A 19,590-nucleotide genomic window follows, 5' to 3' on the forward strand; every position below is an offset into this window, starting at 1 on the left:
TGACTTGTTCAGAGGTCCAGCACCAGCAGCGGTGTCCTGGCCCGCGAGCAGCAGGGTGTGAACTGATCGTTCAGGGCCTGTTCTTCTTCGGTCAGGTACAGGTCGCGATGCTCCGGCACACCTTCGAGCACGCCGGTCAGGCAGGTGCCGCATACGCCTTGCTCGCACGACACCGGCACCTCGATGCCATGCAGCTCCAGCACCTGGATGACGTTCTGGTCGGCCGGCACCTCGAACACCTGGCCGGTGCTGTTGACCCTGATCGAGAACGAGCCATCGGCGCTGGTGTCCACCGGCGCAGCGGCAAAGTATTCACGGTGCAGGTTGGCTTCGGTCCAGCCCTGGGCCCGGGCGCTGTCGAGCACATGCTGCATGAAGCCACCGGGGCCGCACACGTAAAGGTGCACATCCGGCTGCGGCGCGGCCAGCACCTGGGCGGCCTGCAGGGCCGTGGCGGGTTCTTCATCCACATGCAGGTAGACACGATCGGCAAAGGCGCAGGCCTGCAGGCGGGCGGCGAACGCGGCGCGGTCGCGGGCGCGCACGCAATAATGCAGTTCGAAGTCCGCGCCGCTGGCGGCCAGGTGCTCGGCCATGCACAGGATCGGGGTAATGCCGATGCCGCCGGCGAACAGCAGGCTGCGCCGGGCCTCGGGGGCCAGTTCAAACAAGTTGCGCGGCTCGCTGATGCGCAAGCTCATGCCCGCCTGCAACAGGCGGTGCAGGGCAGCAGAGCCGCCGCGCGACGCCGGGTCGTCGAGCACGCCGATCTGGTAGCGGTGCCGTTCGCTGGGCGCATTGCACAGCGAATACTGACGCACCAGCCCGGCATCGCCTGGAATGTGCACATCAATGTGCGCCCCGGCCGTGAAGGCCGGCAACGGGCTACGGTCGGGCCGGGCCAGCTCGTAGCTGCAAATGCCCGGGGCTTCTTCGCGGCGGGAAATCACCATGACGTCGATCATTTCACTTCCTCGGGCCGGGTTCATTGGGCAACGGCAATCAGCGGCGAGGCCTGCTCGCGAGCGATGATGCGTTCGAGCACCTTGCGCGACTGCACGCCACCGGCGTCGATATTGAGCTTGAGCAGGTTGCGTTCAGGGTGACGCAGCAGGTTCTGCTGCTGGCGTTCAAGCATCTCCAGGTCTTCGCTGAAGATCTTGCCCTGGCCTTCGCGAATGGTGGCGGTCAGCGCCTCGTCTTGCGGGTTGAAGTTGCGCGCCATGCCCCAGAAGTACCAGATCGAGGTGTCGGTCTCGGGGGTGATGAAATCGACCACGATGCTCGACGCCTTGTAACGCGCCTCGGCGTGGTAGCCGCCGTGGCCGGCATGGGCGACGCCCACTTCGATCAGGACATGGCTGGGCGGGGTGAAGCGGCAGATCTGCCAGCGGTCCACCGGCACATCGTCGGCCAGGTTGTTGCCGCGCAGCGCCATGCGCCAGAAGGGCGGGGCCATGATGTTTTCCATGTGCCGGGCGGTGATCACCTCGTCGCCTTCGACCTGGGTCACCGGCGCCGCTTCGTCGATCTCTTTCTGGCCGATGCTGGACGCGTGCACGTAGGTTTCGTGGGTAAGGTCCATCAGGTTGTCGATCATCAGCCGGTAGTCGCAGCCGATATGAAACAGCCCGCCGCCATAGGCCCACTGCTCGCTGACCGCCCATTCCAGGTGCGGAATCAGCGCTGCATCGGCCTGGGCCTGATCGCCCGGCCAGACCCAGACAAAACCGTAGCGCTCCTCGGCGGCATAGGTCTTGTTGCACGGAAAGCCCCGTACCCGCTGGCCGGGCATCGAGGCGGTCTTGCCATCGGCGCCCATGGCCAGGCCGTGGTAGCCGCACACCAGCAGGCCGTTCTCGACATAGCCCAGCGACAACGGCGCGCCGCGGTGCGGGCAGAAATCCTCAACGGCGACGACGCGGTTTTCCGGGCCGCGGTAGAACGCCATCCTTTCACCACAGATTTGCCGCCCCAATGGCTTTTCAGCGATTTCATCAGGGGTGCAGGCGACATACCAGGTATTTTTCGGATACATGAGACAGGCTCTCCGGTTTTGTTTGTTTTTATTTAATGGATCCATTGAATCGCCAAACCATGGATTGAGTCAAATAAAAACAGCCGATAATCGCCCTTAATAATATTCAATGGATCCATAACCTATCTGGAGGGCTGCCCGTGTAGGAGCGCGCTCTGCCCGCGACCGAGTGCGCAGCGCTCGCAAAAATTGTATGGACGCTGAAAATTTACGACTGCTGACGCAGCCGGTCGCGGGCAAGCGCGCTCCTACTGCGGATTCAATATGAGTGAAAGGTGGTTGAAAGCTTGGGGGATTAGGATCGCCTCCAGCACCGGCATAGACCGGTAAGCCAGGGCGACTGCCAAGAGCGCCTGAGCCACTCAACAAGAATAACGGTGATTGAAATGCTTGCTCCTACCTCCGTGTACACCCTCGCCACGCCCCGACCCCAGACAGCCCCTCGCTGACCCGAACTGACCTTTTCCTTTTCCGGTTCCCTGGCCGCCTTACGTCTGGAGTTTCGCCATGCTGACCTTCCTCGGCTTTACCATGGTCATTGCCTTCATGTACCTGATCATGAGCAAGCGCATGACCGCGCTGATCGCCCTGATCCTGGTGCCGATCATTTTCGCCCTGTTCGGCGGTTTCGGTCCGCAGATCGGCCCGATGATGCTGGCCGGTATCACCAAGCTGGCGCCCACCGGCGTGATGCTGATGTTCGCCATCCTCTACTTCGCGCTGATGATCGACTCGGGTCTGTTCGACCCGGCGGTGCGCAAGATCCTGAAAATGGTCAAGGGCGACCCGATGCGCATCTCGGTCGGCACCGCCGTACTGGCGCTGGTGGTTTCGCTCGACGGTGACGGCGCCACTACCTACATGATCTGCGTAGCGGCCATGCTGCCGCTGTACAGCCGTGTCGGCATGAGCCCGCGCATCATGGCCGGCCTGATCATCCTGGCCGGCGGGATCATGAACATGACCCCCTGGGGCGGCCCGACGGCCCGCGCCGCCAGCGCCCTGCACGTGGATGCCTCGGACATCTTCGTACCAATGATCCCGGCCATGGCGGTCGGCGTCGTCTGCCTGCTGGCCATCTCGTACTTCTACGGCAAGCGTGAGCGGGCCCGCCTGGGCGTGCTGCAACTGGCCGGCGATGAAATCGACCACAGCGAAATCAGCGTCTCGCAGTTCCCTGACGCCCGTCGTCCAAAACTGATCTGGTTCAACGGTGCCCTGACCTTCGCCCTGATGGTCACGTTGATCATGGGCCTGCTGCCGCTGCCGGTGCTGTTCATGGTGGCTTTCAGCATCGCGATGATCATCAACTACCCGAACCTGCAGGACCAGAAAGACCGCGTCTCGGCTCACGCCGGCAGCGTGTTGTCGGTGGTCGGCCTGATCTTCGCCGCCGGTATCTTCACCGGCATCCTGACCGGCACCGGCATGGTCGACGCCATGTCCAAGAGCCTGCTGGGCGTGATCCCCGATGCCCTGGGCCCTTACCTGGCGGTGATCACCGCGCTGGTGAGCATGCCGTTCACCTTCTTCATGTCCAACGATGCGTTCTACTACGGCGTGATGCCGGTCCTGGCCGAAGCCGCCTCGCACTACGGCATCACCGCCGTCGAAATGGCCCGCGCCTCGATCGTCGGCCAGCCGGTGCACCTGCTCAGCCCGCTGGTGCCGTCGACCTACCTGCTGGTGGCCCTGGCCGGTATCGATTTCGGTGACCACCAGCGCTTTACCCTCAAGTGGGCGATCCTGGTGTGCATGTGCATTCTGGTCGCCGCCCTGGTGATGGGTATCTTCCCGCTCGTCAGCAGCGTCTGACCTTTTCGTGACACCCCCTGATCGCCGTCAGCCCACGCTGGCGGCGATTTTTTATCGCTTGAGGAAAACACCTGATGGAATGGCTACTCAACCCGCAGATATGGGTTGCTTTCTTTACCCTGACTGCCCTGGAAATCGTCCTGGGCATCGACAACATCATCATGATCTCGATCCTGGTCAGCCGCATGCCCAAGGCCATGCAGCAACGCACCCGGCTGTTCGGCCTGGCGCTGGCAATGGTCACGCGCATCCTGTTGCTGCTGTCGATCACCTGGGTCATGCGCCTGACCACCGACCTGTTCACGGTCTTTGGCCAGGGCATTTCCGGCCGTGACCTGATCCTGTTCTTCGGTGGCCTGTTCCTGCTCTGGAAAAGCTCGCAAGAGATCTTTCATGGCATGGAAGGCGAGGAAGAGAGCAGCGACGAGCCCAAGGGCACCGGCGGCTTTTTCCTCTACACCATCGTGCAGATCGCGATCATCGACATCGTGTTCTCGCTGGACTCGGTGATCACGGCCGTAGGCATGGTCTCTGATGTGCCGGTCATGGTCGCAGCCATCATCGTCGCGGTGCTGGTGATGATGCTCTGCTCGGGCGCGATCAGCGATTTCATCGACAAGCACCCGTCGCTGAAAATGCTCGCCCTGTCGTTCCTGATGGTGGTCGGCACCGTACTGGTCGCCGAGGCGTTCGACGTGCATGTGCCCAAGGGCTACGTTTACTTCGCCATGGCGTTCTCGCTGGCGGTCGAAGCGATCAACATCAAGATGCGCACCGCGATGGCCCGCAAGAAGGCCGAAGCCAAAGAGGCCGAACTGGCCAACGCCTGACCTGAGGGCGTGCGCGTAGAGGCGGCCGGGCGGCGATCCGCTTTGGCCGTGAAGGGGCCACCACCCCATCATGGGTGGCGGGTTCCCGGCTGAAACCGGTCCTGCGCGGATCACCGCACGGGCCGGCAAATGTTACAGAATTATTTCAATGACCTGCCGCCTGTGCGATGCTGGCGGCACGGCTCAAAGCCGACTAAAGCTTAGTTGAGCGTCCGTTATTCCTTTTGCTTCGCTCGTGACTCCAACACCGACCACCTCAGGGGGCCTTGGCTGATGCTGACCCTGCTCGATCTATTGTCTGCCGTGGCCCTGCTGATCTGGGGCACCCATATTGTGCGTACCGGCATCCTGCGGGTGTACGGCACGCCGCTGCGCCGTGTCCTGGGCCAGAACATGTCACGTCGGCCGCTGGCCTTCGTCGCCGGCATCCTGGTCACCGCCGTGGTGCAGAGCAGCAATGCCACGGCCATGCTGGTCACCTCGTTCGTGGGCCAGGGCCTGATGACCCTGCCGCCGGCGCTGGCGATCATGCTCGGGGCCGATGTCGGCACCGCCCTGATGTCGCGGGTACTGACCTTCGACCTGTCGTGGCTGTCACCGCTGCTGATCTTCCTGGGCGTGGTGTTCTTCCTGTCACGCAAGCAGACCCGCGCCGGGCAACTGGGTCGGGTCGCCATCGGCCTGGGCCTGATCATCCTGGCGCTGCAACTGATCGTCAGCGCCGCCGCGCCCATCACCCAGGCCAGCGGGGTCAAGGTGCTGTTCGCCTCGCTGACCGGCGATTTCCTGCTTGATGCGCTGGTTGGCGCGCTGTTCGCCCTGATTTCCTACTCCAGCCTGGCAGCGGTGCTGCTCACCGCAACCCTGGCCGGGGCCGACATCATCAGCCTGCACGTGGCCATCGGCCTGGTGGTGGGCGCCAATATCGGCAGCGGCCTGCTGGCCTTTCTCAGCACCAGCATGCAGAACGTGCCGGGGCGCCAGGTGGCGCTGGGCAGCCTGCTGTTCAAACTGCTGGGCCTGGTGCTGATCATGCCGGTGCTCGACCCGCTGGTGAACTGGCTCGACAGCCTGGGGTTCTCGTCGCAGGAGCTGGTGATCGGTTTTCATGTGCTCTACAACACCGCCCGCTGCCTGCTGATGCTGCCCTTTGTCAGCCCGATGGCACGGCTGTGCGCCAGCCTGCTGCAACAACCGGCCGAGACCACCGGCCCCGCACGCGCCCGGCACCTTGACCTGACAGCGCTGGACACCCCCAGCCTGGCGCTGGCCAATGCCGTGCGTGAGACCCTGCGCATGGGCGACCTGCTCGAAAGCATGCTGGCCTCGATGCAAGGCGTGCTGCGCGGCACGCAGACCACCGTCAGCCTGGAAATGCGCCGCCTCAACGAAGACGTCGAAGCCCTGTACAGCGCCATCAAGCTGTACCTGGCGCAAATGCCCCGCGAAGAGCTGGGCGAGCAGGACAACCGGCGCTGGGCCGAGATCATCGAGCTGACCATCAACCTGGAAATGGCCAGCGGCCTGATCGAGCGCATGCTGCGCAAGATCCAGCAGCAGAAGACCGCCCAGCGCCGCTCGTTTTCCGAGGTCGGCCTTGAGGAGCTGTCGGACCTGCACACCCAGTTGCAGTCCAACCTGCGCCTGGGCCTGTCGGTGTTCCTGAGCGGCGACCCGCAGAGTGCCCGCCAGTTGCTGCGTGAAAAACGTCGCTTTCGCGCACTGGAACGGCGCCTGGCGCATGCGCATGTCAACCGATTGCAACGTAAAGTGGTGCAGAGTCTGGAAACCAGTTCACTGCATCTGGAAATCATGGCCGACATGAAACGCCTCAATTCGCTGTTCTGCAGCAGCGCCTACGCGGTGCTCGAAACGGTCGATACCGGCGCGCTGTCCAGCGAGGGCGAAAGCAGCGTGGCCGAACAATCGATCTGAACCGACCGGCGGCAGCGAAGTCTGTTGAATTCAACCGGCCCGCAAGGAAAAGCCGCTTTATGCGTTGCCTGCTGTTCATCTGTCTGCTTCTCGGCGCGCTGCCGGCGCTTGCCCTGGACCGCCTGCAAGCCCAGGGGTACCTGTTGCCCAATGGCTTGCAGGTGCTGCTCAAGCCCGGCTACGACAAGGGCCATGTGGCGATCCGGCTGGTGGTCGGCGTCGGCTTCGATGACTTTCCATGCGAGGCCAAGGAGCTCCCGCACCTGCTTGAACACTTGATGTTCAGCGGCATCGACGACAGCGGCGAAGGCGGCCTGGAAGAGCGCATGCAGGCCCTTGGGGGCGACTGGAATGCCTTTACCAGCAACGCCGATACCACTTTCGTGATCGAGGCCCCGGCGCGCAACCAGCGCAAGGTGCTCGATCTGCTGATGGACGTGCTGACCCGCACCGAGCTGACCCAGGAACGCCTGGACACGGTCAGGCGCATCGTCGCCCGCGAAGACGGCGGCCATACCTCGCGCCTGCAAAAGCTGCTCGACCAGCGCGACCCCAGCCACAGTGCCAGCAACCAGTTGGCCAGTGAGATGGGGCTGAAATGCGCCGCCCGCTCCGAAGTCGACGACATCCCGCTGCAGGCGCTGCAAGAAGCGCTGGCGACCTGGTACGCGGCCAACAATATGACCCTGATCGTGGTCGGCGACCTCGACAAGCTGCTGCCCGGTTATGTGCAGCGCGTCTATGGCAAGCTTGCTGCCACCGAGCCGGTCGAACGCCGGGCACTGGCCAGTGCCGGACACCCGGCCGAAAAACGCCGCATCCTGCCGCGCGGCATGCTGGGCGAGAACGCCCGCCTGCATCTGATCTTTCGCGAACCACCGCTGGCTGATCAGCACGACGAAATTTGGGAACTGGTCAAGGCCAACCTGGAGTGGGCGCTGTACAGCGAACTGCGCCTGAAGCGCGGGCTGTCCTACGGCCCGTCGGTGGAGCGCGAGGTGTTTGGCGACACCGGCCTGATGAGCCTGATCGTCGATGTCGACCGCAGCGACCTGAAACAGGCCGAACAGGCCATCACTGCACTGCTGGTGCAATTGCGCCGCGATGGCCTGCAAGCCGACAGCTTTGCGCGCCTCAAGCAAGTCGCCATCGACCGCCAGGCCTGGGCCGTGCAGGGCAACAGTGCGCTGGCCGACTATTATTGGGGCGCGCTCAACGACTATGAAGACGGCCGCTTCAGCGACCCGGCCAAACGCATCAAGGCCGTGAGCCTGGAAAGCACCAACCAGGCCCTGCGCCAGTTGCTGGAGCAGCCTGGCTATGTACGCATTCAGCAACCACGCTTCAGCTACGACGGCCTGTACTGGCTGGCAGTGGGCGTTCTGTGGCTGGTGGTCCTGCTGCTGGCCGGCGGGTGGTGGTATCGATATGGCAGAAAGCCCAAGTCGCGATAGGCTATAGCCAGGTGCCATGCTGAAGCGGCTTCAGTCGCGATCCGCTTCAGCCGCGACGGCACCATTCCCGGCTGAAGCCGGTCCTACAGTTAACCGCAGCGCCACGATTCCATGCCGCCTCTCATGAAGTGAAGTCAAATGCCCAACTGGAATTCCATGCTCAACCGTGTGCTGGGCCTGATGCAGCGTTATCCGGGCATCATCGCGCTGGGTGGTTTCATCTCCGGGGTTGGCAGCTTCATCCTGGTCGACCGCCAGGCCGGGCTGGCCAACTGGATCGCGGTGGTGATGCTGCTCAGCTGGGTCTGGCTGATGGTCGAAAACAGCGTGGTCAGCCTGTTTCGCAAGACCTTTGGCAAAGAGGTACCGCAAGGGTTGCTGCGCTACGGCACGCAGATGATCCACCAGGAAAGCCTGTTCTTCGTCTTGCCGTTCTTCTTTGTGACCACCACCTGGAACAGCGGCCAGGCCGCGTTCACGGCGCTGCTGGGCGCTGCCGGGCTGATCTCGATCATCGACCCGTTGTACTACCGTTGGCTCGCGCCGCGGCGCTGGCTGTTCATGGCGTTGCACACCCTGACCCTGTTCGCTGCGCTGCTGACGGCACTACCGATCATCCTGCATTTGACCACTACCCAGAGCTACAAACTGGCGCTGGGCATTGCCATGCTGCTGTCGTTCCCCAGCCTGGCATCGAGCTTTCCGATCAACACCTGGCGCCGTGGCGTGGCGCTGGTGCTGGTAACGCTGGCCGCGGGCGGTGCCGGCTGGATGCTGCGCTCCTGGGTGCCGCCGGCCACCTTGTGGCTGACCGAAGTGGCGGTCAGCACCACGTTTGACAACAAGACCCGCACCCCCGGCGACACCATTCGCCAGATCAGCGCCAGCCAGTTGCGCCGCGAAGGGCTCTACGCCTACACCTCGATCAATGCGCCGCGCGGGCTTGAGGAGCGCATCTACCATGTATGGCGGCGTGACGGTGAGGAGGTCGATCGCATCGCCCTGGACATTCATGGCGGGCGCAAGGAGGGTTACCGCGCCTGGACCCACAAGCGCAATTTCCCGCCCGAGGTGGCCGGGCGCTGGCAGGTGAGGGTCCTGACCGAAGACGGGCAGATGATTGGCGTGCTGCGCTTTGAAGTCACCGACAGCGACCAGCCGGCGGTGACCCGGCCGGACGGGCGCATCATCAAGCTCAAGCCGGGTGGCGACGGGGGCGGGAACGAGGCACCCGCAGCCGACGCAGCGCCGACCGAGGCGAAACCCGAAGAAAAACAGCAGCAGGAGCCAGCGCCTGAATCACAACCGGCGCCCGCCCAGGCGCCCTGAGGGTCAGTTGGCGGTGGCGCCGAAGAACCAGTAGCAGACGAAAATGGCGGCCACCACACCGGCAAACTCGGCCAGCAGGGCGCAGCCCACCGCGTGCCGGGCACGCTGGATGCCCACGGCACCGAAGTACACCGCCAGCACATAGAACGTGGTCTCGGTGCTGCCCTGGATGGTGGCGGCCACCAGCGCGGCAAAACTGTCGACGCCCTGGACCTGCATGGTCTCGATCAACAGTGCCCGCGCGGCGCTACCGGAGAACGGCTTGACCATCGCGGTGGGCAGCGCCTCGACAAAGCGGGTGTCCCAGCCCAGCCAGCCGACCAGGTGTCGGATGCCCTCCAGGCCGAAATCCAGCGCACCCGACGCGCGCAGCACACCGACCGCACAGAGCATGGCCACCAGATAGGGCAGCAGGTTTTTGGCCACGTCGAAGCCCTCCTTGGCACCCTCGACGAACGACTCGTAGACCTTGACCTTGCGCAACGCCCCGACCAGCAGGAACAGCATGATCAGGCCGAACAGGGTGAGGTTGCCCAGGATCGACGACAGGCCGGCCAGGGCCGTGGCCGACAGGGTGCCCAGAAACGCCATGAAGCCACCCAGCAGCAGTGCGCCGGGCACCAGGTAGGCGAGCACCACCGGGTCCCACAGACGCAGGCGCTGCATGATCGCCACCGACAGCAGGCCCACCAGGGTCGAGGCGCTGGTGGCCAGCAGGATGGGCAGGAACACCAGGGTCGGGTCAGCGGCACCTTGCTGGGCGCGGTACATAAAGATGGTGACCGGCAGCAGGGTCAGTGACGAGGCATTGAGCACCAGAAACAGGATCTGTGCGTTGCTGGCGATGGTCTTGCTCGGGTTGAGTTCCTGCAGGGCCTTCATGGCCTTTAGGCCGATGGGCGTGGCGGCATTGTCCAGGCCCAGGCCGTTGGCAGCGAAGTTGAGGGTGATCAGCCCCAGCGCCGGGTGCCCGGCGGGTACCTCAGGCATCAGGCGGCGAAACAACGGGCTCAGGGCCTTGCCCAGCCAGTCGACGATGCCGGCCTGCTCGGCGATGCGCAAAAAGCCCAGCCACAGGGTCAGGGTGCCGAACAGCAGGACCATGACCTCGACCGACAGCTTGGCCATGCCGAAGATGCTCTCGACCATCGCGGCAAACACACCCGCATTACCGCCGACCAGCCATTGCGCCATCGCGGCCACCATCGCCACGACGAAAAAACCAAGCCACAGGCCATTGAGCATCACACACCCCCGCAAAGTAGGCGGGGATGATAACGGTCAGGGCGCAGGGAGGGAAATGACAGGACGGCGGTGTCGGTCCTGCGGACCTTTCGCGACCGTTGGTCGCTCCTACGAATGTGCCAGGCTCTGAATGGGAGTCGACACAGAAACCGTAGGAGCGACCATCGGTCGCTCCTACCGATGTGTGCCAGGCCCTGAATGGGAGTCGACACAGACACCGTAGGAGCGACCATCGGTCGCGAATGCTGATTGCCAGGCGCAGAAGCGATCAGTCGGCCGGCACGGCCACCGGCTGCGGATCCTTGCTGCGCCAGTGGGGCAGCGAGTTCCAGTAGCGCTCGCCCTTGGCGTCGTCGTACAGGCCTTCCCAGCGCGAGATCACCAGCACGGCCAGGGCGTTGCCGATCACGTTGAGGGCGGTGCGCGCCATGTCCATGATGCGGTCGACACCAGCAATGAAGGCCAGGCCCTCAAGCGGGATGCCCACGCTGCCCAGCGTCGCCAGCAGCACCACGAAGGACACGCCCGGCACGCCGGCGATGCCCTTGGAGGTGACCATCAGGGTCAGCACCAGCATCAGTTGCTGGCCCAGCGACAGGTCGATGCCATACAGCTGGGCAATGAAGATCGCCGCAATGCTCTGGTACAGGGTCGAACCGTCGAGGTTGAACGAATAGCCGGTCGGCACCACGAAGCTGCAGATGGCCTTGGGCGCACCGTAGGCTTCCATCTTGCTGATGATGCGCGGCAGGGCGGTTTCGGAACTGGCGGTGGAATAGGCCAGGATCAGCTCATCCTTGAAGATGCGCATCAGCTTGATCACCGAGAAACCAAACAGGCGGGCAATCAGGCCCAGCACCACCAGGGCGAAGAAGGCGATGGCCACGTAGACCAGGATCACCAGCTTGGCCAGCGGCAGCAGCGAGGCAAAACCGAAGTTGGCCACGGTAACGGCGATCAGTGCGAACACGCCGATCGGCGCATAGGCCATGATCATGTGGGTGACCTTGAACATGGTCTCCGACACGCCCTGGAACATCTTCACCAGCGGGTCGCGCACTTCGGCCTGCAGACTGGCCAGGCCCATGCCGAACATCACCGAGAAGAAGATGATCGGCAGCATGTCGCCACGGGCCACGGCAGCAAAAATGTTCGACGGGATCAGGTTGAGGATCGTGGCGATAAAGGCATGGTCATGCTGCACTTCGGCGGTGGTCGCCATGTACTTGGAGATGTCAGATGTGCCCAGGGTGCTCATGTCGATCCCGGCGCCCGGCTGGAACAGGTTGCCCAGCACCAGGCCGACGACGATGGCAATAGTGGTCACGATCTCGAAGTAGAGGATGGTCTTCAGACCGATGCTGCCCAGCTTCTTGGCATCACCCACACCCGCGATGCCGACGATCAGCGAGGCGACCACGATCGGCACCACGATCATCTTGATCAGGCGAATGAAAATATCGCCTGCCGGTTGCAGGATATTGCTGATCCACCAGGCCTTCTCGGCACTGAAGTGGTTGAGCAGGGCGCCCAGGGCGATGCCCAGCACCAGACCGATCAGAATCTGCCAGGCCAGACTCAGTTTTGCCTTCTTCATGTCGTTACCTATATGCGAAGTGCCTGGACCGCCCGGGAACCATGGCGTCGCCCTGCCTTGTTCCGCAGCAGGTACGCGTCATGGAAATAAAGCCCCGGACAGCCCACAGGAAGTCACCGCAAGCGAGCGTCCGAGCTCAATGGCAGGCGAAAAAAGGCGCAACTATTCCGGCGGCAGAAAGACACGTCTAATGCCATATCGGCCTAAGTCATGCAGAATCGGCATAGAAAAACTGACAAGCAGTCATTGGCAGTGGTTGAGAATGATGCCGTGATAGGGCGCAGACGTGGCTGAAACGTCGTCTGCAGGCTGGCAAGGGGTGGCGCGTCGTTATGACCCGACTTGAGCGGGTTTGGCGAAAAGCCCTACATGATTTACTGGATATACGGTCGCGAGCGTAGGACGCCGCAACGTCCTGAATCAAAATCCCAGGCATTAAAAAGCGCCACACAAGCCGATGATTACAAGGAATCGTATTCGACTGGCATGGCGCTTCACCTGACCCGGCCCTCAGCGGAGGCACTCCCTGTACCCCTAGGTCACACCGATCATGCAACGATCAATGCGTCCCGGCCCCCTGGTCATGTGCGTACCCTCCTCGGGCCGCACAGCGTTGATAAAGAAACGATTGGACAGGCACCGTTCTTTACCTGTGAACATTCTTGCCGCCTGTCAGTACCAGTTCGGGTCCTTTTTAAGCTGCTCTTTAAGCAGCTTTTGCACGCCCTCGTCAGGCTTGCCCAGGAACCGATAATCCGCATGTCTTGTGGGCGACTTGTCAGACGGCAGCCCGGCAGGGACTTCGACCAACATGGCGTATATGTCGTCCTTGTCATCCATGCTGGCTGCCACGATCAGACGTTTGCTGCGGCAGGTATCAGCGGTCTCGCACAGCGGCCCTACCAGATACCGGTCGCCGTCTTCAGTGGTGGCCGTCATTTGTTCGGATGTTCCCGACAGGTTCATGACCCATTCGGGTAACCGCTCCTCCTTTTGCACGACCTTGGTCCAGGCCTGGCGATACTCGGGGGAGCTTTGCAGCAATTCGTTGGCCCGTGTCTGTCCATCATTGGCGGCCAGAGCCGCGGCACTGCCGCCCATCAACAGGGCGGCTGCCAATGCAGGAATGGCGGTGTGCACCTTAGCCTCGACCGCGACGACCGAAGAAGAACGACACGACGAACATCACCAGGAATACGACGAACAGAATCTTCGCGATACCGGTAGCCGTGCCTGCGATACCACCGAAGCCCAGTACTGCCGCAACGATGGCGATGATCAGAAACGTGATAGCCCAACTCAACATGGTGATACTCCTTGACTGCTTGGTGAATTCGATCAGGTCAGAAAACCCAGCGCTGCTGATAGGGCTGTGCTGGTACGTCCTGTGACACCAGTCGGTCGACCGGCATCTTGTTGGCGGTGGCGGGTGCGGAAACCGGCGTGTGCAGTTGACTCGAAGGCAGGGCATGGGACATGAACGTCTGATGAATCGCCACCGCTTGCTGCGCTTGTTCCCAGCGTTGCAACTGCTGGGCACCGAGCAGGACAAGCAGCACGATCAGACTGGCGAAGAGACCTTGCTGAACCCGCAGGGGCGAGAGGTGCAATTGGGCAATGCGCAGACTGTTCATTGATACATACCCTCCAACATTCTTGTCGACCGGAGCCTTCCGACCTTTGTCGCTAGAAGTATTGCAGTCTGCATGCCAGTTTTTTTATTGAAAAAAACCTAATAAAAACAGTTACTTATAGAAAAAGTGAAAATCGTGCTGCAAGCAAGCTGCACGATTGGGCCCTTGGCATCGTGCGTTCTGCACGAATACCAAGGGCCGACCCGGAATGCCATCATGTAGTACGCGCCAGCACCTTCAAGGCATCGGCATTCACACCTTTGACGCCACGGATATTGCGGGCGATTTCGACAGCCAGTTCCTTTTCGGCAAAATTGGCCACCACGCCATTGAGGGTGACCACGCCTTCACGGGTGTCGACCTTGATATTCAGGCCGTCGAGGTTGCGGCTATAGATGAGGCTGGATTTGACCTTGCTGGTCACCCAGGCATCGCTCATCTGTTCAGTCGCGCTCAGCGCCTGCGGCTGGGTCTTGGCGGCAATCGAGTCGGCCGCACTGAGGCTGATCAGGTTATTGACGCTGACCACCCCGTCGGTATTGGTAGCCAGATTACCGGCCAGCTCCTTGGCTTCGGGGCTCTGGGCACGCCCCTTGAGGGTCACCACGCCGTCGGCACTGGCCACATCAATGTCCATGCCCTGAGTCACGTTGCTCCACAGCAGCTTGGACTTGACCGTGGCCACCAGCGTAGCGTCTTCGAAACGCTGGGCGAGGGCGGAGCGGCTGCCAGGCTCGCTGGTGAGCTGGGGATCGATCTGCAATTGGTTGTCGACCTTGTCGATGCCTTGCACATCCAGCGCAATACGCTCGGCCAGCTCACGCTCGACCTCGTTCTCGACCTTGCCCGACAGCCTGGCGGTGCCTTGTGCGACATCAACCTTGATATCCAGCGGGCTCAAGTGCTTGTTCAAGGCAATGGCGGTCCAGATCGAACCTTCCTGGCGGGCTTCGAGCAATGGCCCGGCAGCCTGTTCCGATGCGGCCTGGGCCATCAGGGTGTGCGAGCCCAGCAGCAGCGTGGTGGCGGTGGCCAGGGCGATGTTCTTGAGCGGATGCATGCGGTTCTCCTTTGCAGGCGGGTCAGAACCGCGCGCACGACCTGCGCAGCACGGCCTGAGCGGTTTTTGCGACAAGCGGGCGGTCGAATGCGCCTGGTAGCCGATGCAAAAGCACATAGCTACCATCCTTGCCGCATAATCAATCAGAATTGACCATGCAACTTGCCCGATGATTCCGAGACTAACCAAGACTATTCACTTAGGAGCGTAGGAAACATGGAAGCAGCCACTGAGAATCAGGGCCGTATTCTGCTGGTGGATGATGAATCCGCGATCCTTCGCACCTTCCGGTATTGCCTGGAAGACGAAGGCTACAACGTGGCCACCGCCAACAGCGCAGCGCAAGCCGACGCACTGATGCAGCGCCAGGTCTTCGACCTGTGTTTTCTGGACTTGCGCCTTGGCGAAGACAACGGACTTGATGTGCTGGCGCAGATGCGTGTGCAGGCGCCGTGGATGCGCGTGGTCATCGTGACCGCGCATTCGGCCATCGACACGGCAGTCGACGCCATCCAGGCCGGTGCTGCCGATTATCTGGTCAAGCCTTGCAGCCCCGACCAGTTGCGCCTGGCCACGGCCAAGCAACTGGAGGTGCGGCATCTGTCGGCCCGCCTGGAAGCACTCGAAGGCGAGATCCGCAAACCCAAGGACGGGCTGGACTCACACAGCCCGATGATGATGTCGATTCTGGAAACCGCCCGCCAGGTGGCGGTCACCGACGCCAACATCCTGATCCTGGGCGAGTCGGGCACCGGCAAGGGTGAACTGGCCCGTGCGATCCACGGCTGGAGCAAGCGTGCCAAGAAGTCCTGCGTAACCATCAACTGCCCGTCGCTGACCGCCGAGCTGATGGAAAGCGAATTGTTCGGGCACAGCCGCGGGGCGTTTACCGGGGCCAGCGAAAGCACTCTGGGCCGGGTCAACCAGGCCGATGGCGGCACGCTGTTTCTCGACGAGATCGGCGATTTTCCCTTGACCTTGCAACCGAAGTTGCTGCGTTTCATTCAGGACAAGGAATACGAGCGGGTCGGTGACCCGGTCACCCGCCGTGCCGATGTGCGCATTCTGGCGGCCACCAACCTGAACCTGGAAGACATGGTGCGCAGCGGCCGCTTCCGTGAAGACCTGCTGTACCGCCTGAACGTCATCACCCTGCACCTGCCGGCTTTGCGCGAGCGCAGCGAAGACATCCTGACCCTGGCGGACCGTTTCCTGGCCCGCTTCGTCAAGGACTACTCGCGCCCGGCACGCGGCTTCAGCGAGGAAGCACGTTCGGCGCTGCTCAACTACCGTTGGCCAGGCAACATTCGCGAACTGCGTAACGTCATCGAGCGCGCCAGCATCATCTGCCCGCAAGACCGTGTGGAGGTCGCCCACCTGGGCATGGCCGAGCAACCGGTCAGCAATGCCCCGCGGGTCGGCGCCTCGATGAGCCTGGACGAGCTGGAAAAGGCTCATATCGGTGCGGTGCTAGCCACCAGCGACACGCTGGACCAAGCGGCGAAGACATTGGGTATCGATGCCTCGACCCTGTATCGCAAACGCAAGCAGTACAACCTGTAAGCCTGTTATCGGTGTTGCATGAAATTGGCAATCAAGCTGCGTACACGTCTGTTCCTGAGCATTTCCGCGTTGATCACGGTGGCGCTGCTTGGACTGCTGTTGGGCCTGGTCAGCGTGGTGCAGATGGCCCGCACCCAGGAATCGATGATCCAGGGCAATTTCGTGACCCTGGACCTGGGCCTGAAGCTGCGCCAGAACCTGGGCGATCAACTGGTGATGATGCTCGACGCCGACACACCACCGGAGCGTCTGGAAAAGGCTCAGGGTCAGTTTCAAGCCTTGCTGACCCAGGGCGTGGAGCACGACCGCCTCAACCGCACCCGCAGCGGGTTTGAGGAAGCGCTGGCCAATTACCAGAAGTTTCTCGACGCTTACTGGCGCAATAACCCGAACGAGCTGGGCATCCGCCGCAACCCTGAACTCAGCGCCAGCTTCAACAGCCTGCGCAATGACCTGCTCGATGCCTACCGCGCCGCGCTGGACAACATCAACATCGCCGAGCGCAACGCCCGTGAGCGCGCCTACTGGATCGCCGCCCTGCTGGGCCTGGTGGGGCTGGCGGTGCTGTGCATCGGCTTTGTCACCGCCAACGGTATCGCGCGGCGTTTCGGCACCCCTATCGAGGCGCTGGCCAAGGCGGCGGACAAGATCGGCCAGGGCGATTTCGAGGTGACGCTGCCCATCTCCGCCGCCACTGAAATGAACCAGTTGACCCGGCGCTTCGGACTCATGGCCGAGGCCTTGCGCAAGCACCAGGCAACCAATATCGATGAGCTGGTGGCCGGCCAGCAACGCCTGCAAGCGGTGCTCGACAGCATTGACGATGGCCTGCTGATGATCGACCGCCAAGGACAACTGGAACACCTCAACCCGGTGGCCCAGCGCCAACTGGGCTGGAATGAGAGCCGCCTGGGCCAACGCCCTGGCGAAGCCCTGGCGCGTCCGGAACTGGATCAGGAAATCCTGCTGAGCCTGCGCGGCGGTACGCTTGAACGTGCCCCGGACGACCTGGCCATCGATATCGATGGCGAATCACGGCTGCTGACCTACAGCCTGACCCCGGTCAGCCACGCCAACGGCGACATCCTCGGCGCCGTGATGGTGCTGCACGACGTCACCGAACAACGGGCCTTCGAGCGGGTGCGCAGCGAGTTCGTCCTGCGCGCCTCGCACGAGCTGCGTACGCCGGTCACCGGCATGCACATGGCCTTCGGCCTGCTGCAAGAGCGCGTGCACTTTGCCGAAGAAAGCCGCGAGGCTGACCTGTTCAATACGGTCAAGGAAGAAATGCAGCGCCTGATGCAACTGATCAACGACCTGCTGAATTTCTCCCGTTACCAGAGCGGCCTGCAGAAGCTCAAGCTGGCACCGTGCTCGATCGAACAGATGATGGAAGAGGTGCGCCTGCGCTTTGCCGATCGGGCTGAAGAACAGGACATCGTGTTGCAACTGGATATCCAGGAGAACATGCCACGCCTGCACGCCGACCAGTCGCAACTGGAACGGGTGCTGGACAACCTGCTGGACAACGCCCTGCGCCACACCCCGGAAAACGGCCTGATCCGCTTGCAGGCACGGCGCCACGGCGAACGGGCGATCCTGAGCATCGAAGACAACGGCGAAGGCATTGCTTATGGCAACCAGGCGCGGATTTTCGAGCCCTTCGTGCAGGTCGGCCGCAAGAAGGGTGGTGCGGGGCTGGGACTGGCCCTGTGCAAGGAAATCGTCCAGTTGCACGGTGGACGGATGGGTGTCTACTCAAGACCTGGGCAGGGAACTCAGTTTTATATGGCGTTGCCCTACTGACGGATCCTGCACAGGAACGGCCTGGTGATGGTTGCTCTAGAAAACAAGTTACTGATTTTAATGGATATTAAATTCACCGCTTGTAGGAGCGCGCTTGCCCGCGACCGAGTGCGAAGCGCTCGCAGAAATTGTGTAGACGCTGAAAATTTACGACTGCGAACCCATCAGGGATCTATGAAACGCCACGAATTTACGACTGCTAACGCAGCCGGTCGCGGGCAGAGCGCGCTCCTACCGGGCCCCATGGTTACTGCGCGACAGCGCTCCGCCTTGGCGCTGTGTCATGCAGTGCGCAATAGGGGGGCAATCAATGAGCCAGGCAAGCAATAGGGGTGGTATTAAAAGCTATTGCCCTACGCCACGCCTTTTTCGGGGGTGTCCATATAACCCCCGCCGTTGACCAGCTCGACCAGCGCAGCCGCGGTCACGGGACGTGAAAACAGCCAGCCCTGGCCATGCATCACGCCTTCGCCGCTCAGCAACACAGCCTGCGACTCGAACTCCACGCCCTCGGCGATGACCCGCAATTGCAGGGCATGGGCCATGCGAATGATATGTGGAGCCACACCACTGCTGGCCGCGTCATGGCCCAGCGCATCAATGAATGCCTTGTCGATTTTCAGACAGTCCACCGGCAGGCTCTGCAGATACGCCAGGCTGCAGTACCCGGTGCCAAAGTCGTCGATCAGTACTTTATGGCCACGCTCACGCAGATTTTGCAGGTGATTGCAGGCCTTCATGGCATCGACCAGGCTGCGTTCGGTCACCTCGAAGGCAATCTGTCGCGCCGCCACCTGATGCCGGGCCAGCAAGCGGCCAACCACCCGGCCGATGCGCGGGCTCATGACATCGCACGCGGCCAGGTTCACCGAGACATACAAATGCGGATGATTGCGCAGCAACGAGCCAAGCTGCTCGAGCAGGCGGCGCAGGACAAAATCGGTGATCTGACGGATCTGCCCGGTGTGCTCGGCCAGTGGAATGAACAGGTCCGGGTGGGTGACGGTGCCATCGGCGCGTTTCCAGCGAACCAGTGCCTCGGCACCGACACACTGGCGGGTGTCGAGCGTGAAGATCGGCTGGTACAGCACCTTGATTTCACCGTGGCGTAACGCAGCGTCCAGCGCACGACGCGGCGCCGTGCGTCGGCGCACCCATAGCCAGGCCAGCGTGCCATTGCACAGGGCAATCAGCAGGCTGGCCGACAGCAGCGCGCTGAATGCGGCGACCAGCAAAGCCAGTCGCCAGGGGTGGTGGATCAGGGAGGCAAGACGCATGGTGGTG

The 19,590-nt window shown here is 62.3% G+C and carries 15 protein-coding genes and 1 pseudogene; 7 read left to right on the plus strand and 9 right to left on the minus strand.

Going from position 1 to position 19,590, the window contains the following annotated elements:
• Positions 1-8: 8 nt before the first annotated feature.
• Both DGA31_RS16845 and DGA31_RS16850 read right to left on the minus strand, forming a co-directional pair.
• Positions 9-965 carry a PDR/VanB family oxidoreductase gene (locus DGA31_RS16845; protein WP_109513336.1) on the minus strand — a complete coding sequence of 319 codons (957 nt, stop codon included), beginning with the start codon at positions 963-965 and terminating at the stop codon, positions 9-11.
• 20 nt (positions 966-985) lie between these two features.
• The gene (locus DGA31_RS16850; protein ID WP_109513337.1) at positions 986-2,038 is read right to left on the minus strand and encodes an aromatic ring-hydroxylating oxygenase subunit alpha; all 1,053 of its coding nucleotides are present in this window, start codon (positions 2,036-2,038) and stop codon (positions 986-988) included.
• A gap of 507 nt (positions 2,039-2,545) precedes the next feature.
• On the opposite strand from DGA31_RS16850, the gene DGA31_RS16855 reads away from it, so the two are divergent.
• From DGA31_RS16855 to DGA31_RS16875, 5 genes are all read left to right on the plus strand, one after another.
• Entirely contained in the window at positions 2,546-3,853 is a 1,308-nt protein-coding gene (locus DGA31_RS16855) for a CitMHS family transporter (RefSeq protein WP_056841059.1), read from the plus strand.
• Positions 3,854-3,927: 74 nt separating this feature from the next.
• Positions 3,928-4,683, plus strand: a complete 756-nt coding sequence (locus DGA31_RS16860) for a TerC family protein (protein WP_056841058.1) — start codon at positions 3,928-3,930, stop codon at positions 4,681-4,683.
• Positions 4,684-4,956: 273 nt separating this feature from the next.
• On the plus strand, positions 4,957-6,618 hold the full coding sequence (locus DGA31_RS16865) for a Na/Pi cotransporter family protein (protein WP_109513338.1): 1,662 nt from the start codon (positions 4,957-4,959) through the stop codon (positions 6,616-6,618).
• Between the two features lie 59 nt (positions 6,619-6,677).
• The gene (locus DGA31_RS16870; RefSeq protein ID WP_109513339.1) at positions 6,678-8,072 is read left to right on the plus strand and encodes a M16 family metallopeptidase; all 1,395 of its coding nucleotides are present in this window, start codon (positions 6,678-6,680) and stop codon (positions 8,070-8,072) included.
• A 138-nt stretch (positions 8,073-8,210) separates the two neighbouring features.
• Positions 8,211-9,401, plus strand: a complete 1,191-nt coding sequence (locus DGA31_RS16875; protein WP_109513340.1) for a DUF5924 family protein — start codon at positions 8,211-8,213, stop codon at positions 9,399-9,401.
• Positions 9,402-9,404: 3 nt separating this feature from the next.
• Here the strand turns inward: DGA31_RS16875 and DGA31_RS16880 are convergent, their stop codons facing one another.
• The 6 genes from DGA31_RS16880 to DGA31_RS16905 form a co-directional block, all read right to left on the minus strand.
• Complete coding sequence (locus tag DGA31_RS16880; RefSeq protein ID WP_056841054.1) at positions 9,405-10,646, minus strand: nucleoside recognition domain-containing protein; 1,242 nt, start codon at positions 10,644-10,646, stop codon at positions 9,405-9,407.
• A gap of 268 nt (positions 10,647-10,914) precedes the next feature.
• Complete coding sequence (gltP, locus tag DGA31_RS16885) at positions 10,915-12,243, minus strand: glutamate/aspartate:proton symporter GltP (RefSeq protein ID WP_056841053.1); 1,329 nt, start codon at positions 12,241-12,243, stop codon at positions 10,915-10,917.
• A gap of 672 nt (positions 12,244-12,915) precedes the next feature.
• Positions 12,916-13,344 carry an inhibitor of vertebrate lysozyme family protein gene (locus tag DGA31_RS16890; RefSeq protein ID WP_082481814.1) on the minus strand — a complete coding sequence of 143 codons (429 nt, stop codon included), beginning with the start codon at positions 13,342-13,344 and terminating at the stop codon, positions 12,916-12,918.
• 40 nt (positions 13,345-13,384) lie between these two features.
• Positions 13,385-13,549, minus strand: a complete 165-nt coding sequence (locus DGA31_RS16895; protein ID WP_002555679.1) for a DUF1328 domain-containing protein — start codon at positions 13,547-13,549, stop codon at positions 13,385-13,387.
• A 37-nt stretch (positions 13,550-13,586) separates the two neighbouring features.
• Entirely contained in the window at positions 13,587-13,877 is a 291-nt protein-coding gene (locus DGA31_RS16900) for a hypothetical protein (protein WP_056841051.1), read from the minus strand.
• 214 nt (positions 13,878-14,091) lie between these two features.
• Entirely contained in the window at positions 14,092-14,937 is an 846-nt protein-coding gene (locus DGA31_RS16905) for a BON domain-containing protein (RefSeq protein WP_109513341.1), read from the minus strand.
• 216 nt (positions 14,938-15,153) lie between these two features.
• On the opposite strand from DGA31_RS16905, the gene algB reads away from it, so the two are divergent.
• The gene (gene algB / locus DGA31_RS16910) at positions 15,154-16,500 is read left to right on the plus strand and encodes a sigma-54-dependent response regulator transcription factor AlgB (protein WP_056841049.1); all 1,347 of its coding nucleotides are present in this window, start codon (positions 15,154-15,156) and stop codon (positions 16,498-16,500) included.
• An 18-nt stretch (positions 16,501-16,518) separates the two neighbouring features.
• The gene (locus DGA31_RS16915) at positions 16,519-18,306 is read left to right on the plus strand and encodes a KinB sensor domain-containing domain (RefSeq protein ID WP_109513342.1); all 1,788 of its coding nucleotides are present in this window, start codon (positions 16,519-16,521) and stop codon (positions 18,304-18,306) included.
• Positions 18,307-18,659: 353 nt separating this feature from the next.
• On the opposite strand, the pseudogene DGA31_RS16920 reads toward DGA31_RS16915, so the two are convergent.
• Positions 18,660-19,517, minus strand: a pseudogene (locus DGA31_RS16920) (EAL domain-containing protein); the annotation flags it as partial.
• Positions 19,518-19,590 lie beyond the last annotated feature (73 nt).

It is taken from the genome of Pseudomonas ovata, from assembly GCF_003131185.1.
Lineage (GTDB): Bacteria > Pseudomonadota > Gammaproteobacteria > Pseudomonadales > Pseudomonadaceae > Aquipseudomonas > Aquipseudomonas ovata.

Excerpts from the sequence above, each read along its gene's own strand:
- DGA31_RS16875 (WP_109513340.1), top strand. The coding sequence starts at position 8,211 with ATGCCCAACTGGAATTCCATGCTCAACCGTGTGCTGGGCCTGATGCAG.
- gltP (WP_056841053.1), bottom strand. The coding sequence starts at position 12,243 with ATGAAGAAGGCAAAACTGAGTCTGGCCTGGCAGATTCTGATCGGTCTG.
- DGA31_RS16900 (WP_056841051.1), bottom strand. The coding sequence starts at position 13,877 with ATGAACAGTCTGCGCATTGCCCAATTGCACCTCTCGCCCCTGCGGGTT.
- DGA31_RS16850 (WP_109513337.1), bottom strand. The coding sequence starts at position 2,038 with ATGTATCCGAAAAATACCTGGTATGTCGCCTGCACCCCTGATGAAATC.
- DGA31_RS16870 (WP_109513339.1), top strand. The coding sequence starts at position 6,678 with ATGCGTTGCCTGCTGTTCATCTGTCTGCTTCTCGGCGCGCTGCCGGCG.
- DGA31_RS16855 (WP_056841059.1), top strand. The coding sequence starts at position 2,546 with ATGCTGACCTTCCTCGGCTTTACCATGGTCATTGCCTTCATGTACCTG.
- DGA31_RS16845 (WP_109513336.1), bottom strand. The coding sequence starts at position 965 with ATGATCGACGTCATGGTGATTTCCCGCCGCGAAGAAGCCCCGGGCATT.
- DGA31_RS16880 (WP_056841054.1), bottom strand. The coding sequence starts at position 10,646 with ATGCTCAATGGCCTGTGGCTTGGTTTTTTCGTCGTGGCGATGGTGGCC.
- DGA31_RS16890 (WP_082481814.1), bottom strand. The coding sequence starts at position 13,344 with ATGGGCGGCAGTGCCGCGGCTCTGGCCGCCAATGATGGACAGACACGG.
- DGA31_RS16865 (WP_109513338.1), top strand. The coding sequence starts at position 4,957 with ATGCTGACCCTGCTCGATCTATTGTCTGCCGTGGCCCTGCTGATCTGG.
- DGA31_RS16860 (WP_056841058.1), top strand. The coding sequence starts at position 3,928 with ATGGAATGGCTACTCAACCCGCAGATATGGGTTGCTTTCTTTACCCTG.
- algB (WP_056841049.1), top strand. The coding sequence starts at position 15,154 with ATGGAAGCAGCCACTGAGAATCAGGGCCGTATTCTGCTGGTGGATGAT.
- DGA31_RS16915 (WP_109513342.1), top strand. The coding sequence starts at position 16,519 with ATGAAATTGGCAATCAAGCTGCGTACACGTCTGTTCCTGAGCATTTCC.
- DGA31_RS16905 (WP_109513341.1), bottom strand. The coding sequence starts at position 14,937 with ATGCATCCGCTCAAGAACATCGCCCTGGCCACCGCCACCACGCTGCTG.
- DGA31_RS16895 (WP_002555679.1), bottom strand. The coding sequence starts at position 13,549 with ATGTTGAGTTGGGCTATCACGTTTCTGATCATCGCCATCGTTGCGGCA.